Here is a 14,454-nt window from a genome sequence, read left to right as displayed (position 1 = left end):
ACCTAATGATCGTTCAGTAATTCTCTGCGCCGCCGCGCCGGCGCGCCCGTGCCGGCAGGGAGGCCCGCCCATGACCGAGACCGCCCACCACCCCATGCTCGCGGAGGACCGCGTGGCACGGTGGCTCGGCGTCACCCTCGAGGCCGCCGAGAAGGACCACGCGCGCATCCGGATGACGCTCACCGAGGACCAGCACAATGGCTTCGGCCTGGCCCACGGCGGCGCCGTCTTCGCGTTCGCGGACACGTGCTTCGCGCTGGCCTGCAACGACCCCGCCTCGGACGGCTCCACCCTCACCGTGGCCTCCGGCGTGGACGTCAACTTCCTCGCGGCCACCCGCGCCGGGCAGACCCTCGTCGCGGAGGGCCGCCTGGTCGCCGCCGCGGGCCGCTCGGCCGTCTACGACATCACCGTCACCACCGACGACGGCACCCCGGTGGCCGCCTTCCGCGGCCGCTCCCGCACCATCCCCGCCCCCGGACGCTGACCGGCGGGCGCACCCGCCGGTGCGCCGCCGTCGTCGACCGCCGCCCGACCCCGCATCCCCAGGAGGACGCCATGCTCGAGGCCTCGATCCCCAACCCGTACACGCCGGCACCCCTGCCCGCCCCCGCCGACCGCGGGGCCCCGGACCCCGAGGAGACGATGAACCGGGACCAGATCGAGGCGCTCCAGTTCGAGCGCCTCCGCTGGACCCTGCACCACGCCTACGAGAACGTGCCCGCGTACCGCGAGCACTTCGACGCGCACGGCGTCCACCCCTCGGACTTCACGGAGCTCGGGGACCTCGCCAAGTTCCCGTACACGGACAAGGAGTTCCTGCGGAAGAGCTACCCGTTCGGCGCGTTCGCCGCCACGGGCCCCGAGCTGCGCCGCATCCACGCCTCCTCCGGCACCACCGGCCAGCCCACCGTGGTCGGCTACACCGACGACGACCTGGCCACGTGGGCCACCCTCGTCGCCCGCTGCTTCCGCGCCGGCGGCATCCGCCCCGGTGACCGCGTGCACAACGCGTACGGCTACGGCCTGTTCACCGGCGGCCTCGGCGCCCACTACGGCGCCGAGCGCATCGGGGCGGCCGTGATCCCGATGTCCGGCGGGCAGACGGAGAAGCAGGTGCAGCTGATCACCGACTTCCAGCCGCGCGCCATCCTCTCCACGCCCACCTACCTGTTGACCATCGCGGACGGCTTCAAGAAGCTCGGCCTGGACCCCCGCGAGTCCTCCCTCGAGGTCGTGATCCTCGGTGCCGAGCCGTGGACCGAGGAGATGCGCCGCGAGATCGAGCAGACCTTCGACCTCGACGCCCTGGACATCTACGGCCTCTCCGAGGTCATGGGCCCGGGCGTGGCCGGCGAGTCCGCGGCCACCAAGGACGGCTCCCACATCTGGGAGGACCACTTCCGCCCCGAGATCATCGACCCGCTCACGGACGAGGTCCTCGAGACCGGCCGCCACGGCGAGCTCGTCTTCACCTCGCTCACCAAGCAGGCGCTGCCGATCATCCGGTACCGCACCCACGACCTCACCCGCCTGCTGCCGGGCACCACGCACCCGGGCCACCGCCGCATGGGCCGCATCACCGGCCGCTCGGACGACATGATCATCCTGCGCGGTGTGAACCTGTTCCCGTCGCAGATCGAGGAGCTGGCCCTCAAGGAGCCGGCCCTGTCGCCGCACTTCACCCTCGAGATCACCCGCCCGGACCGTATGGACCAGATGGCCGTGAACATCGAGCGCCGTGATCATGCGTCCCTCGAGGAGGCCCAGGCCTGCGCGGCGCACCTGCGCATGGAGATCAAGACGAAGATCGGCTCCTCGTGCGTGATCAACGTGGTGGAGCCGGAGTCCCTGGCCCGCTCCTCCGGCAAGCTCAAGCGGATCTACGACCTGCGCGACCAGGCCTGATCCCGACCCCGCGGCCGAACCCGACGCCGGCGTGCCCGGTAGAGTGGACCGGTGCGCCGTCGTCGTCGGCGTCCGCCCGCCCCTGAAGGAGCCCCGTGCCCCAGAGCAGCCCCACCCCGCGCCGCGGCCGGCCCGGCTATGACCGGCAGACGCTGCTGGCCGAGTGCGTCGAGCTCTTCAACCGGCACGGCTACGAGGCGACGTCCATGGGCATGCTCGCCGCCCACCTGGGCATCTCCAAGTCCGCGATCTACCACCATGTGGAGTCCAAGGAGGCGATCCTCGACCACGCGGTGACGGAGGCGCTCGACGCCCTCGAGGCGTGCCTGGACGATGTGGTGGCCAGCGGGGCCGATGCCGGCGCGCAGGTCGAGGCGGCCATCCGCGGCACGCTCGGGGTGCTGGCGGAGAAGCAGCCCGAGGTGACCCTGCTGCTGCGCCTGCGCGGGAACTCGGCGGTCGAGGTGGCCGCCGTCGAGCGCCGGCGCGAGATCACCCGGCGCTTCGGTGACCTGCTCGAGGCCGCCCAGGCCGCGGGTGCGGTGCGCTCCGACGTGACCCCGCGCAACCTCGCCCGCCTCGCGCTCGGCATGATCAACTCGATCGTCGACTGGTACCGGCCGGATCGCGGCGTTCCCGGCCAGCAGGGACCGGACCAGATGATCGACGCCGTCACGGGCGTGGTGCTCGGGGGTCTGCGGGGCTGAGGGCCCGCTGTCCTCAGCCCTCGCCGTCGAGCGCGGCGAGCACGTCGGCCACGATTGAGGCCGCACGGTCCTCGGCGTCCGCGGGCACCCCGCCGTCCGCGTCGGCCTGGGCCACGGCCACGGTGCGGGCGCCGTCCTGCACGGCAGTGAGGTGGGAGTAGACGGACCCCCCGGGGGCCGGGAGCGCCGTGTACGCGGTGCCGCCCTCGTGCTCGGTCCGCGTCACGCTCTCCACGTCGAGCCCGGCCAGGTCCACCCCGGTGCAGGCCTGCGCCGCCGCTCGGGCGTCCTCCAGGGCGGCGCGGGCGGCCTCCTCCGTGGGGTACACGGTGACGCGCACGCCGAGCGGAGTGACCTCGGCGTCGGGGGACGCCGTGAAGGAGGGCGCCGGTGTCGTGGTGGGCCCGCCGCCGGTCGTGGCGGCCGTCTCCGGCTGGGCCGTGAGCCCCAGGTCCGCCGCCCCGGCCTCGGCGTCCCGCTCCAGATCGGAGCGGGTGGCGTCCAGGCAGGCCTGCTGTTCCGCGCTGCGGGTGGAAGCCGGGCTCGCACCGGCGTCGACCGCCTGCTCCAGGCCGGCGGCCCGCTGGCGCAGCTCCGTCTGCCGCTCCAGCGGCGAGGCGGCGCTCAGCCCCACCTCGGACCCCGGCCCCGCGGCCCGTTGGACGGCGGCCTGCACGGCCAGGGTCCGCTGCCCGTCCAGCGCGGGGGGCATCTCGAGGGACAGGCTGCCCGAGGCGGAGGCGCCGGCCGTGCTCTCCGCCGCGCCCGTGCTCTCCGTGGAGCTGCTGGCCGCGGGCGACGTGGGGGCGGACGAGGCCGCCGTCGTCGTGGACGACGCCGACGAGGGGGCGGGGGAGGAGGGCTCCGCGCCGCCGCCGCCCGCGCACCCGGCGAGGGCGAGCGCGCCCACGGCGAGGGCGCCGAGCAGGGGGAGTCGGGAGGTCGTCATGGCCCGACTCTACGTGCGCTGTGACGGATGCCACAAGGAAGCGGCGGGGGCACGCAACGGGGCCGCCCGATGCGTGGTGCGCACCGGACGGCCGCTGATCCGTCAGCGGAGGAGGTCAGCCGAGCGGGGTGTCCTTGTCGCCCAGGTTCCAGTCCTCCACCGGGCCGAGGTTCTCCCCGTCCGGCCCGTAGCGGTAGAACCCCTGGCCGTCGGCCACGCCGCTGTGGCCCTCGGCGATGCTCTTCTCGAGCAGCTCAGCGAAGCCGAGCTGCCAGTCGACGCCCGTGTTGCGGGAGACGTTGGCGGCCACGTGGAAGCCCACGATGTCATAGGTCTGGAACGGGCCGCGCTCGTTGCCGGTGGCCACGCGCCAGGTGCGGTCGATGTCCGCCGGGTTGCCCACTCCGTGCATGTACAGCTTGGAGCCGGCCTGCAGCCACGGGATGAGCAGGGAGTTGAGGAAGTAGCCCGGGATCTCCTTGCGCACGTGCACGGGGACCATGCCGGTCTCCTCGGCGAACTGCAGGGCTCCCGCGACGGCCTCCGGCGAGGTGGCGGCGGTGCCCATGACCTCGGCGGTGTTCTGCGCCCAGATGCGGTTGGCGTAGTGCAGGGCCAGGAAGCGCTCCGGATGGCCGCTGGCGTCGGCGAAGTCCGAGGGCAGCAGGGAGGAGGTGTTCGTGGCGAACAGGGTCGTGGCGGGGGCGAGCTCGCCCACCTGGGCCCACACCTTGCGCTTGAGCTCCAGGTTCTCCGGGACGGCCTCGACCACGATGTCCGCATCCGCCAGGGCCTCGCCGAGGTCCGAGGTCGGCGTGATGCGGGCGATGGCCTCGTCGAAGCGCTGCGGGTCGTAGCCCTCCCCGAGGTCTGCTTCGTAGCCCTGGCGGATCCACGCCCAGCGGCGCTCGATCCCCTCGAGGGCGGCGGGGACGGCGTCGTAGGCCATCACCTTCTTGCCGTGGTACGCCGCCTGCATGATGATCTGCGAACCCAGCACGCCGGTGCCCAGCACGGCGACCTGCTCGAAACGGGTGAACTCGGACATGTGTGTCGACCTTCTTCTCTCGCGGTCCGAATGGGACGTACAGGTGAACGCCCCGGGCACGCTCCTTGTTCCCGGGGGCGACGACGGGCCGCCCGGTGCGCAGCGGGCGCACGGGACGGCCCGTCGGGGCGGGGAGGCTCAGCCCTGGGAGGTCTCGGACGGGGCCATCGGCCAGGTCTTGGCCACGAGCGTCAGCACGTCGTACTGAGCGCAGAGCTCGTCCTTCTGGTTGTGGATCCGGCAGTCCCAGGCCACCTCGCCGTACTCGTCGCTCACGCGCGGGGTGATGCGCTTGGCGGTCAGGGTCACGCGGATGGCGTCGTCGTAGGTCACCGGCGTGATGAAGCGCAGGTTCTCCAGGCCGTAGTTGGCCAGCACCGGGCCCGGATCCGGGGCCACGAACAGCCCCGCGGCCCACGAGACCAGCAGGTAGCCGTGGGCCACGCGGCGCGGGAAGAACGGGTTGGCCATGGCGGCCTCCTCGTCCGTGTGGGCGTAGAACCTGTCCCCGGTCTCCTCCGCAAAGGCGGTGATGTCCTCCAGGGTGACGGTGCGCAGGCCGGAGGCGAACTGGTCGCCCACCGTCAGCTCGGCCAGGGACTTGTAGAACGGGTGCACGGCCGTGCCGGCCTCCACGTCCTCGCGGGTCACCGTGTGGGTCGCGGCGCCCTGATGCCACACGCCGGTGATGGCCGTGAGCATGTCCGGGGAGCCCTGGATCGCCGTGCGCTGCATGTAGTGCTTCACAGCGCGGACGCCGCCGAGCTCCTCGCCGCCGCCGGCGCGGCCGGGGCCGCCGTGGATCAGCACCGGCACGGGGGCGCCGTGGCCCGTGGTGGTCGCGGCGGTCTGGCGGTTCAGGACGTGCACGCGGCCGTGGTGGGCACCGATCCCGGCGGCGAACGCGCGGGCGGTCTCACCGTCGTTCGTGGCGACCGTGGCCACGAGCGAACCCGACCCCAGGGCGGCCAGGGCCACGGCGTCGGCCACGTCCGTGTAGCCGATCACCGAGGTGACCGGACCGAACGCCTCGACGCTGTGCACCTCGGGGGTGCGCGCGTCCTCGAAGGTGAGCACCGTGGGGGCGAAGAACGCGCCGGACTCGGCGTCGGCGTCACCGGTCGAGCCCTCGGGGCCGCCGAGGCGGACCTGACCGCCGGCGTCGACCAGGCGCTGCACCGCGCCGCGGACCTCGCCCTGCTGGTCCTTCGAGGCCAGGGCGCCCATGGTGGTGCCCTCGACGCGCGGGTCGCCCAGGACGACCTTCGCGGCCAGGCGCTCGGTGAGGGCGGCGGTCACGGCCTCGACCCGATCCTGCGGGACGATCACCCGGCGGATGGCGGTGCACTTCTGTCCGGCCTTGACCGTCATCTCCTGGAAGACGACCTTCACGAACGCCTCGAACTCGGGGGACTCCGGGTCCGCGTCCGGGCCGAGGATGGCGGCGTTGAGGGAGTCGGTCTCCGCGGTGAAGCGGACGCCGCCCTCCTGCACGTTCGGGTGCTTCTTCAGCGTGGCCGCGGTGGCGGCGGAGCCGGTGAACGCGACGTGGTCGCGGTAGTCCAGGTGGTCCAGCAGGTCGCGGGCGGAGCCGGAGATCAGCTGGATCGAGCCCTCGGGCAGCACGCCGGACTCGAGCATCAGCTCGACGCACTTCTGCGTGACGTAGCCGGTGGGGGTGGCCGGCTTGACCACGGTGGGCACGCCGGCGACGAAGGCCGGGGCGAACTTCTCGAGCATGCCCCACACGGGGAAGTTGAACGCGTTGATCTGCACGGCCACGCCCGGGATGCGCTGGTAGATGTGCTCGCCGATGAAGGAGCCGTCGCGGGAGAGGGGCTCCACGTCGCCGTCGATGATCACGGTGGAGTTCGGTAGCTCGCGGCGGCCCTTGCCGGAGAACGTGAAGAGGGTGCCGATGCCGCCGTCGACGTCGAAGGCGTGGTCGCGCTGCGTGGCGCCGGTGGCGAAGGAGACGTCGTAGAGCTCCTGGACGCGGGAGTTCAGAAAGAGCGCGAGCTCCTTGAGCTTGAGGGCGCGCTCGTGGATGGTCAGCTCGCCCAGGGCCTGCTGGCCGACGGTGCGGGCGTGCTCGATGGCGGCGGCCGTGTCGAGGCCGTCGGTGGAGACGCCGGTCAGGCGCGCGCCGGTGTTCGCGTCCGTCACGTCGGTGACCTTGGACGGGTGCGACGGCGTCCACCAGCTGCCGGCGACGTAGCTGGGGAGGATCTCCGGGAGGGAGGGGGCGGTGACGGTCACGGGGTCTCCTGGTGTCGGGGGCGCGGACGAGTCCCGACCGATCGGTCGGTTATTGCTCCTCACCCTAGCCGAGACGTGGATCACGCGGGAGGGGGAGCCGGGCGGGTGACGCCGTCGTCGTGGGGAGGGGTGGGGTGGGGTCTGGCGGCGACCCGTGGCGCCAAAGCCCGCAGACACGCCGCTATGGCCAGGACGTGGCGGCGTGTCTGCGGGCCTCGGCGGGGCGTCGTCCACAGATCCCGGCGGACGACGACGGCGGCCCGCCCGGATCGGGCACGCTCGGCCCATGCCCCGCTCGCCCGCGCCCCTGCCTCCGATGCGCTGCGGACTGGACGGCCTCCTCCGCGCTCCGACCGTGTTCTCGACCCCGGCCGCGCGCGAGGCGGGCGTGAGTGCGGCCCGGCTGCGGCGCGGGGACGTGGTCTCCCTCGGCTGGGGGCTCTGGGGCCTGCGCGGCGTCGCACCGGACCCCATGGATCATGTGCGGGCACTGCAGGATCTGCACCCCGAGGGCGTGTTCAGCCACGTCACGGCCGCCCGGGTGCTCGGCCTGTGGTTGACCGGGCCGCTCGCCGCCGACCGGTCCGTGCACATCGCGACCCCGCGCGGCCACGGCACCGCGTCGAGCCGGGCCGGGATCCGCTCACACCGCCTCCGCGCCGACGCACCGGTGCGGATCGTGGACGGGGTGCGTGTGACCGCACCGGGGTGGACCTTCGTGGACCTCGCCGCGCACGCCGGGCCGCTCGAGCATCTCGTCGCGCTGGGGGACAGCATGGTTCGGACCGCCCCGACGGAGGCCCGCCGCCGTCGACTGCCTCCCGGGGTGACGGACGTGGCCGAGCTGCGCGCCGCCGTCGAGGAACGCGGTCGGGTGCGCGGGATCCGTGCGGCCCGGGAGGCGCTGGAGCTCGTGCGTCCCGGGGCCGACTCGCCGCAGGAGAGCCGGCTGCGGGTGCGGCTCGTCCTGGACGGCGTCCCCGAGCCCGCGGTGAACCCGTGCATCCGCCTCGCCACGGGACAGCGGCTCCGCGTCGATCTGGTGTGGGCGGAGGCCAAGGTGGCCGTCGAGTACGACGGCGATCAGCACCGCACGGATCGCCGGCAGTGGCGTGAGGACCGCGAGCGGGACGCGGCCCTGCGCGCGGAGGGGTGGGAGGTGATCCGGGTGACCGCCGACGTGTTCCTGCCGGGGCACTGGGAGCTCTTCGTGCGGCAGCTGCGGGGCCTGGTGGCCGCGCGGACGATGCCGGGCCGAGTGCCGCCGTCGTGGATCTGACCTGTCGAGGCCCGCAGACGCGCCGCTACGGCCTGGCGGTAACGGCGTGTCTGCGGGCCTCGGCGAGAGGGGCGGGAGCCTCGGGCCGGCGTCGGCCCCTGCCCCTCGTCTCCGGACCGGCGTAGAATCGAGCACCGGTCCTCTCGGACCCGACCCACCCCCTCATCCGGAGAGTTCTGCCGCATGCTGCGCACCATGTTCCACGCCAAGATCCACCGGGCCACCGTGACCCAGGCGGACCTGCACTACGTGGGCTCCGTGACCGTGGACCAGGACCTGCTGGACGCCGCGGACATCCTCCCCGGCGAGCTCGTGTCCATCGTGGACGTCACCAACGGCGCGCGACTGGAGACCTACACCATCGCGGGCGAGCGGGGCTCCGGCGTGCTCGGCATCAACGGCGCCGCCGCCCACCTGGTGCATCCGGGGGACATCGTCATCCTCATCGCCTACGGGCAGATGGACGACGACGAGGCCCGCCACTTCCAGCCCAAGGTCGTCCACGTGGACGCGGACAACAGGATCGTGGAGCTCGGCATCGACCCCGCCGACGGCCTCCTCGACGGCCTCTCCCGCCCGCCGCTGTCCCGCGAGTGGAACGAGGCGCAGGCCGAGCTCTGAGCCGGCCTGGGGCGCCGGGCCGTCATGGACGAGCCCTTCGAGCGGGATCAGCGGTCGGCACGGCCTTCGCCCCGAGCGCTCGACGCGCGGAGCGCATCGCGGCCGCGTGGCTGAGGCCCATCGCGGTGCGGGCGCCCGGCACGTGGGCCACGGCGCGCATCCACGGCGAGGTGAGCACCACCTCCTGCTCCCACGCCACGATGCAGCGCGGCGCGTGTCCGGCCGGGGCACCGTCGTCGTGGACGGTGACCCGCACGGTGCCCGTCAGGCCCCCGCTCAGGCGGGCGACCAGTAGGCCGCGGGCGCGGTCGTCGATGAGACGCTCCATCGTCAGACGCACCGGCACGAACCCGCGCAGCCGGACGGCGGCGCGGTCGGGGCCCAGGCGACGGACGCGCGGGACGGCCGGCCACCAGCGTGGGTAGCCGGCCGGGTCGGCGAGCAGGGCCAGCACGGACCGGGCGTCCGCGGGGACGGCCCAGCGGTGGGTGAAGCGGAAGGGGCGGTCGACCGACATCAGGCCCGGCCGAAGGTCTCGGGGTCCACGGGGCGCCGGGTGCGGGGGAGCTTCGCGACGACCAACAGGTACGACTCCGTGACGAGGTCCCGCACGAGCTGCTCGTCGAGGGCCGGGTGCGCGGCCAGGCTAAGCCAGTGCCGCTTGTCCATGTGATAGCCGGGCGTGATCGCCGCGGGCAGGGCCGCGCGCAGCTGGGCGCCGTCCTCCGGGCGGGCCTTGACGTTCACGAGGCGGCGCCCGTCGTGGTCGATGAACACCGCGAACAGCTTCCCCTGCACCTTCATGACCTCGGTGTCCGGGCCGAAGGGGTGCGACGCGGCGCTGCCCGGCAGCTCGAGGGCGCGGTCGCGGGCGACGCGCAGCAGCGTGGGCTCGTCCATACCCGTCACGCTAGCCGCGCCGCCCCGCACTTTCGAACGTGATATCGGGGGAATGGGCGCTTTCGAACGGGAGATAGGCCCTATCTCCCGTTCGAAAGCGCCTGCCCCGGGGGCTCAGCGGTAGTCGAAGAAGCCCTTGCCGGACTTCCGGCCGAGCTCGCCGCGGGCCACCATGTCCCGCATGAGCTGCGGCGGGGCGAAGCGCTCACCCAGCTGGGACTCGAGGTACTCCGCGATGCCCAGGCGCACGTCCAGGCCCACGATGTCGGTCAGGGCCAGCGGGCCGACCGGGAACTTGTATCCGAGCACCATGGCGGCGTCGATGTCCTCGGGGGAGGCCACGCCCTCCTCGACCATGCGGATGGCCTCGAGCGCGATCGCCACGCCCAGGCGCGACGAGGCGAAGCCCGGGGCGTCCTTGACGACGACGGGGGTCTTGCCGAGCCCGCGGACCCACTCGGTGGACAGGGCCTGGAGCTCCGCACCGGTCTGCTCGCCGATCACGACCTCCACGAGCTTCGAGGCGGGCACCGGGTTGAAGTAGTGCAGGCCGCAGAAGCGCTCGGGACGCTGCAGGTGCGAGGCGATCTCGTCGATGGACAGGGAGGAGGTGTTGCTGGCCAGCCAGGCGTCCTCGCGCAGGTGGGCCTCGACGTCGGTGAGCGCCTCGATCTTCACCTGCATGTCCTCGAACACGGCCTCGACCACGAGGTCGCAGCGGGCGAAGTCGGCGCGGTCCACGGTGACGGTCAGGCGCTGCGCCCACTCGTCCAGGTCGCCGTCGATCTTGCCGCGGTCCAGGGAGGCGGCCAGGTCGGCCTCGATGCGCTCCCTGGCGGCCTCGGCCGACCGCGGGTCGCGCTCGACGACGACCACCTCGGACGAGCCGGAGACGAGGAACGCGTGGGCGATGCCGCCACCCATCCGGCCGCCGCCGAGGACGCCGACGACGGCGGGCACGGAGGACGGCGCGGCATCAGGGGTGTGCTGCTGATCGGTCATGTCAGTCCTCACTTCTTCTTGCGGTCGAGGAACGCCTGCATGCGCTCGAACTTGGCCTCGGACTCGAACAGGATGGCCTGCGCGATCTCGTCCACGTGGGGGTGGGCCTCGCGGGGGAGGTGGAAGACGCGCTTGGACAGCCGCACCGCCAGCGGGTCCTGCTGCGCGATGCGGTCGGCGAGGGCGTCGGCGGCGTCGAGGAGGGCCTCCGGCTCGTGCAGCTCGGTGACGAGCTTGAGCTCGAGGGCCTCCTGCGCGTCCAGGATCCGTCCGGCGAGCAGCAGCTCGAGGGCCACCGGCTCGCCCACCAGCTCCTTGAGCCGCCACTGGGCGCCCGCAGCGGCGGTGATCCCCAGACTCGTCTCGGGCTGGCCCATCTTCAGCGCCGGGGTGGCGATGCGGAAGTCGGCCGCGTAGGCCAGTTCCGCGCCGCCGCCGAGGGCGAAGCCGTCGATCGCTGCGATCACGGGCATGGGCAGCCGGTGGATGCGGTCGAAGACCTGCGAGTTCACGCCGCGCAGGGCGTCGTCGCGGCGGCGCTCGCGCAGCTGTCCGATGTCCGCGCCGGAGGCGAAGATGCCGGAGAACGTCCCCGGCTCGCACTTCGACTCCACCTGCGTGCCCGAGATGATCAGGATCTTCGGCTCGCGTTCGAGGTGGGCGCAGAGCTCGTGGAACTCGTCGACCATGGTCTGGTCGATCGCGTTGCGCACGCCCGGGCGGTCCATGCGCGCGTGGACGCGGTCCTCGCGCTCCTCGACGTGCAGCGCCGAGAAGTGGCTGAAGTCGGTCATCTGCTCAGACCCTCTCGACGAGCATCGCGGAGCCCTGGCCCACGCCCACGCACATCGTGGCCAGGCCCCTGTCCGCGCCCTCGCGCTCCATCCGACCGAGCAGCGTGACCACGAGACGCGACCCCGAGGAGCCCAGCGGATGGCCCAGGGCGATCGCGCCGCCGTCGGCGTTGACGGTCTCCGGGTCCAGGCCGAGGCGCCGCATCGAGGCCAGGGACTGGGTGGCGAAGGCCTCGTTGAGCTCGACGGCGCCCAGGTCCGCCACGGACCAGCCGGAGCGCGCGAGGGCCTTCTCGGTGGCCGGGACGGGGCCCAGGCCCATGATCTCGGGGGCCAGGCCCGCCGAGGTGAACTCCACGACGCGGGCGCGCGGGGTCAGGCCGTACTTCTGCGCGGCCCGCTCGGAGACGACGAGGATCGCCGAGGCGCCGTCGTTGAGGGAGGAGGAGTTGCCGGCGGTGACCACGCCGTCCTTCTTGATGATCGGGCGCAGGCCGGCGAGCACCTCGGGGGTGGAGCCGGGACGGGGGCCCTCGTCCGTGTCCACGATCGTCTCGGCGCCCTTGCGGCCCGTGACGACGACGGGCACGATCTCGTCCGCGAAGCGGCCGGCCTCGATGGCGGCCAGCGCACGCTCGTGCGAGCGGGCGGCGAAGGCGTCGGCGTTCTCGCGGGTGATGCCGTCCACCTCGCCGACCTCCTCGGCGGTCTCCGGCATGGAGAAGGTGAACTTCTCCCCGAACTCGCCGTCCGCGAAGCGCGGGTTCACGAAGCGCCAGCCGATCGCGGTGTCGAAGGCCGCGCCGGGCTTGGCGAACGCCGTCGTCGGCTTCTCCATCACCCAGGGGGCGCGGGACATCGACTCCACGCCTCCGGCCACGACGACGTCGGCCATCCCGGAGCGCACCATCGCGGTGGCGATGCCGATCGCGGACATGCCCGAGGCGCAGAGGCGGTTCACGGTGATGCCCGGGACGGTGTCCGGGAAGCCGGCCAGCAGCCAGGCCATGCGGGCGACGTTGCGGTTCTCCTCGCCGGCGCCGTTGGCGTTGCCGAGGATGACGTCGTCCACGACCGACGGGTCGATGCCGGCGTCCTCGATCACGGCCTTGATGGTCAGGGCGGCGAGGTCGTCGGGGCGGACGGAGGAGAGGGCGCCGCCGTACTTGCCGACGGGCGTGCGGCGACCGCCGACGAGCAGGGCCTGGGACTGTGCGGACATGGAGACTCCTTGAGTGACCGACGACGAGGCGGGCGCGGCGAATTACCGACCGTGCGTTCAGGTTCAGTATCCCGGGCCGGTGTGACGGGGGTCAACTGCGGGGGCGGGGTGTGACGGGGCGGAGACGGGGCCGGGCGGCCGCGCCGAGGCCACGTCGATCAGCGTCTGACCCGGCGCACCCCGCACGGAGGCCCGCAGACGCGCCGTTTCGTCCCCGACGTGGCGGCGTGTCTGCGGGCCTCGGCGCCGGCCCGGTCCGGCCCGCGCACCGCACGACGACGGCGCGCCCTTCCGGAGGAGGACGCGCCGTCGTCGTGGGGTGGGGACGGGCGAAGCCCGTCAGGCGGCCCGGATCAGGCCGGGACCACCGGGTGGGAGCGGGTGGCGACGACCTGCTCGTCGTGCAGCTCGCGGTCCTGGATGCCCTTGGGGACGAACAGGACGGCGATGAGCGAGATCGCGGAGATCACGATGATGTACCAGGCCACGTTCTCCCAGCCGGTCTTCACGAGCTGGTCGGCGAGCAGCGGGGCGAAGGCGCCGCCGATGATGGTGCCGAGCGCGTAGCCGATGGAGACGCCGGAGAAGCGGACGCGGGCCGGGAACATCTCGGCGTACATCGCCGACTGCGGACCGTAGGACGGACCCAGGCCGAGGGTCAGGACGAACAGGCCCAGCGAGAACAGCGGCAGAGACGCGGTGTTCAGCAGCCCGAACAGCGGGAAGGCCCAGACGATCAGGAACCCGTAGCCGAGGACGAAGGTCAGCTTGCGGCCGATCTTGTCCGAGACCCAGCCGCCGAGCAGGGTGAAGATGAACCAGCCGACGCCGCCGACGAGGCTCGCGATGAGCACCTCGGAGGAGGTCATGCCCAGGCCCTTCGGGCCGCCGTACTTCGAGAACCACGCGATGAGCAGGTAGCCGACGCCGTTGTTCGCGGCGAAGATCACGGCGGCGAGGATGACCTCCTTGGTGTGGTGCCGGAAGAGCTCGCCCAGCGGGGCGGACTCGTCCACCTTGAGCTGCTGCATCTCCTTGAAGACCGGGGACTCCTCCACGGCCTTGCGGATCAGGTAGCCGACGACGATCAGCACCACGGAGATCAGGAACGGGATGCGCCAGCCCCAGGCGAGGAACTGCTCCTCGGACATGGTGGAGCGCACGATGAACAGCACGCCGGTGGCCAGGATCATGCCCAGCGGCACGCCGATCTGCGGGGCGGAGCCGAACAGGCCGCGCTTGCCGTGGGGGGCGTGCTCCACGGACAGCAGCGCCGCGCCGCCCCACTCGCCGCCGGCGGACAGGCCCTGCAGCAGGCGCAGCACGACGAGCAGGATCGGCGCCCACACCCCGATCTGGGCGTAGGTGGGCAGCAGGCCGATGAGGGTGGTGGCCAGGCCCATGCCGATCAGCGTGAGGGACAGGACGAACTTGCGGCCGAAGCGGTCGCCGAGGTGGCCGGCGATGATCGCACCGAGCGGGCGGATGAGGAAGGAGATGCCGAGGGTGGCCCACGCGGCGATCTGGGAGCCGTTCTCGCCCATCGGCTGGAAGAAGAGGGCGGCGAAGACGAGGGCGGTGGCCTGGGCGAAGATGAAGAAGTCGTACCACTCGATGGTGGTGCCGACGACGGTGCCGGCGATGACCTTGCGCTCCTCGCGGCGATCGCGCGCGGGGGCGGGCGCCGCGGGGGATGCGACGGTGTGGCTCATGGATGCTCCTGGGATGCGGGGCGGCGGCCGACCGTGAGACGGCGGCGGGACGG

The 14,454-nt window shown here is 72.9% G+C and carries 14 protein-coding genes; 5 read left to right on the top strand and 9 right to left on the bottom strand.

Annotated features, from left to right (window positions below):
* Positions 1-70 precede the first annotated feature (70 nt).
* From ACZ1IK_RS05500 to ACZ1IK_RS05490, 3 genes are all read left to right on the top strand, one after another.
* The gene (locus ACZ1IK_RS05500) at positions 71-487 is read left to right on the top strand and encodes a PaaI family thioesterase (RefSeq protein WP_155934171.1); all 417 of its coding nucleotides are present in this window, start codon (positions 71-73) and stop codon (positions 485-487) included.
* 71 nt (positions 488-558) lie between these two features.
* Positions 559-1,908: a phenylacetate--CoA ligase family protein gene (locus ACZ1IK_RS05495; protein ID WP_230278108.1), complete on the top strand. Its 1,350-nt coding sequence runs from the start codon at positions 559-561 to the stop codon at positions 1,906-1,908.
* 95 nt (positions 1,909-2,003) lie between these two features.
* Positions 2,004-2,615 carry a TetR/AcrR family transcriptional regulator gene (locus tag ACZ1IK_RS05490; protein WP_036313911.1) on the top strand — a complete coding sequence of 204 codons (612 nt, stop codon included), beginning with the start codon at positions 2,004-2,006 and terminating at the stop codon, positions 2,613-2,615.
* A 13-nt stretch (positions 2,616-2,628) separates the two neighbouring features.
* On the opposite strand, the gene ACZ1IK_RS05485 is transcribed toward ACZ1IK_RS05490, so the two are convergent.
* From ACZ1IK_RS05485 to paaZ, 3 genes are all read right to left on the bottom strand, one after another.
* The gene (locus ACZ1IK_RS05485) at positions 2,629-3,564 is read right to left on the bottom strand and encodes a hypothetical protein (protein ID WP_036313913.1); all 936 of its coding nucleotides are present in this window, start codon (positions 3,562-3,564) and stop codon (positions 2,629-2,631) included.
* 115 nt (positions 3,565-3,679) lie between these two features.
* Positions 3,680-4,612 carry a 3-hydroxyacyl-CoA dehydrogenase gene (locus ACZ1IK_RS05480; RefSeq protein ID WP_070708800.1) on the bottom strand — a complete coding sequence of 311 codons (933 nt, stop codon included), beginning with the start codon at positions 4,610-4,612 and terminating at the stop codon, positions 3,680-3,682.
* Positions 4,613-4,750: 138 nt separating this feature from the next.
* The gene (paaZ, locus tag ACZ1IK_RS05475; RefSeq protein WP_230278107.1) at positions 4,751-6,871 is read right to left on the bottom strand and encodes a phenylacetic acid degradation bifunctional protein PaaZ; all 2,121 of its coding nucleotides are present in this window, start codon (positions 6,869-6,871) and stop codon (positions 4,751-4,753) included.
* A gap of 286 nt (positions 6,872-7,157) precedes the next feature.
* Between paaZ and ACZ1IK_RS05470 the strand changes: the two genes are divergently transcribed.
* Positions 7,158-8,150, top strand: coding sequence for a DUF559 domain-containing protein (locus ACZ1IK_RS05470; RefSeq protein ID WP_095353734.1), 993 nt, complete (start codon positions 7,158-7,160; stop codon positions 8,148-8,150).
* Between the two features lie 183 nt (positions 8,151-8,333).
* Positions 8,334-8,771 carry an aspartate 1-decarboxylase gene (gene panD, locus ACZ1IK_RS05465; protein WP_010080090.1) on the top strand — a complete coding sequence of 146 codons (438 nt, stop codon included), beginning with the start codon at positions 8,334-8,336 and terminating at the stop codon, positions 8,769-8,771.
* 22 nt (positions 8,772-8,793) lie between these two features.
* On the opposite strand, the gene ACZ1IK_RS05460 is transcribed toward panD, so the two are convergent.
* The 6 genes from ACZ1IK_RS05460 to ACZ1IK_RS05435 form a co-directional block, all read right to left on the bottom strand.
* Complete coding sequence (locus tag ACZ1IK_RS05460) at positions 8,794-9,288, bottom strand: SRPBCC family protein (RefSeq protein WP_134377429.1); 495 nt, start codon at positions 9,286-9,288, stop codon at positions 8,794-8,796.
* Positions 9,288-9,671 (bottom strand): MmcQ/YjbR family DNA-binding protein, encoded by a 384-nt coding sequence (locus ACZ1IK_RS05455; RefSeq protein ID WP_044658760.1) that lies wholly within the window; start codon positions 9,669-9,671, stop codon positions 9,288-9,290. Before ACZ1IK_RS05455 ends, ACZ1IK_RS05460 begins: the two co-directional genes overlap by 1 nt.
* 114 nt (positions 9,672-9,785) lie before the next feature.
* Entirely contained in the window at positions 9,786-10,673 is an 888-nt protein-coding gene (locus ACZ1IK_RS05450; protein WP_123244484.1) for a 3-hydroxyacyl-CoA dehydrogenase family protein, read from the bottom strand.
* Positions 10,674-10,681: 8 nt separating this feature from the next.
* On the bottom strand, positions 10,682-11,467 hold the full coding sequence (locus ACZ1IK_RS05445) for an enoyl-CoA hydratase/isomerase family protein (RefSeq protein WP_060973844.1): 786 nt from the start codon (positions 11,465-11,467) through the stop codon (positions 10,682-10,684).
* Positions 11,468-11,471: 4 nt separating this feature from the next.
* Positions 11,472-12,689 carry a thiolase family protein gene (locus tag ACZ1IK_RS05440; RefSeq protein ID WP_060973845.1) on the bottom strand — a complete coding sequence of 406 codons (1,218 nt, stop codon included), beginning with the start codon at positions 12,687-12,689 and terminating at the stop codon, positions 11,472-11,474.
* Between the two features lie 353 nt (positions 12,690-13,042).
* Complete coding sequence (locus ACZ1IK_RS05435) at positions 13,043-14,401, bottom strand: MFS transporter (RefSeq protein WP_465098381.1); 1,359 nt, start codon at positions 14,399-14,401, stop codon at positions 13,043-13,045.
* Positions 14,402-14,454 lie beyond the last annotated feature (53 nt).

Source organism: Micrococcus sp. CS26, from assembly GCF_055522295.1.
The sequence above is the reverse complement of the archived record's forward strand: the minus strand, read 5'-3'. Positions and strand labels throughout refer to the sequence as shown.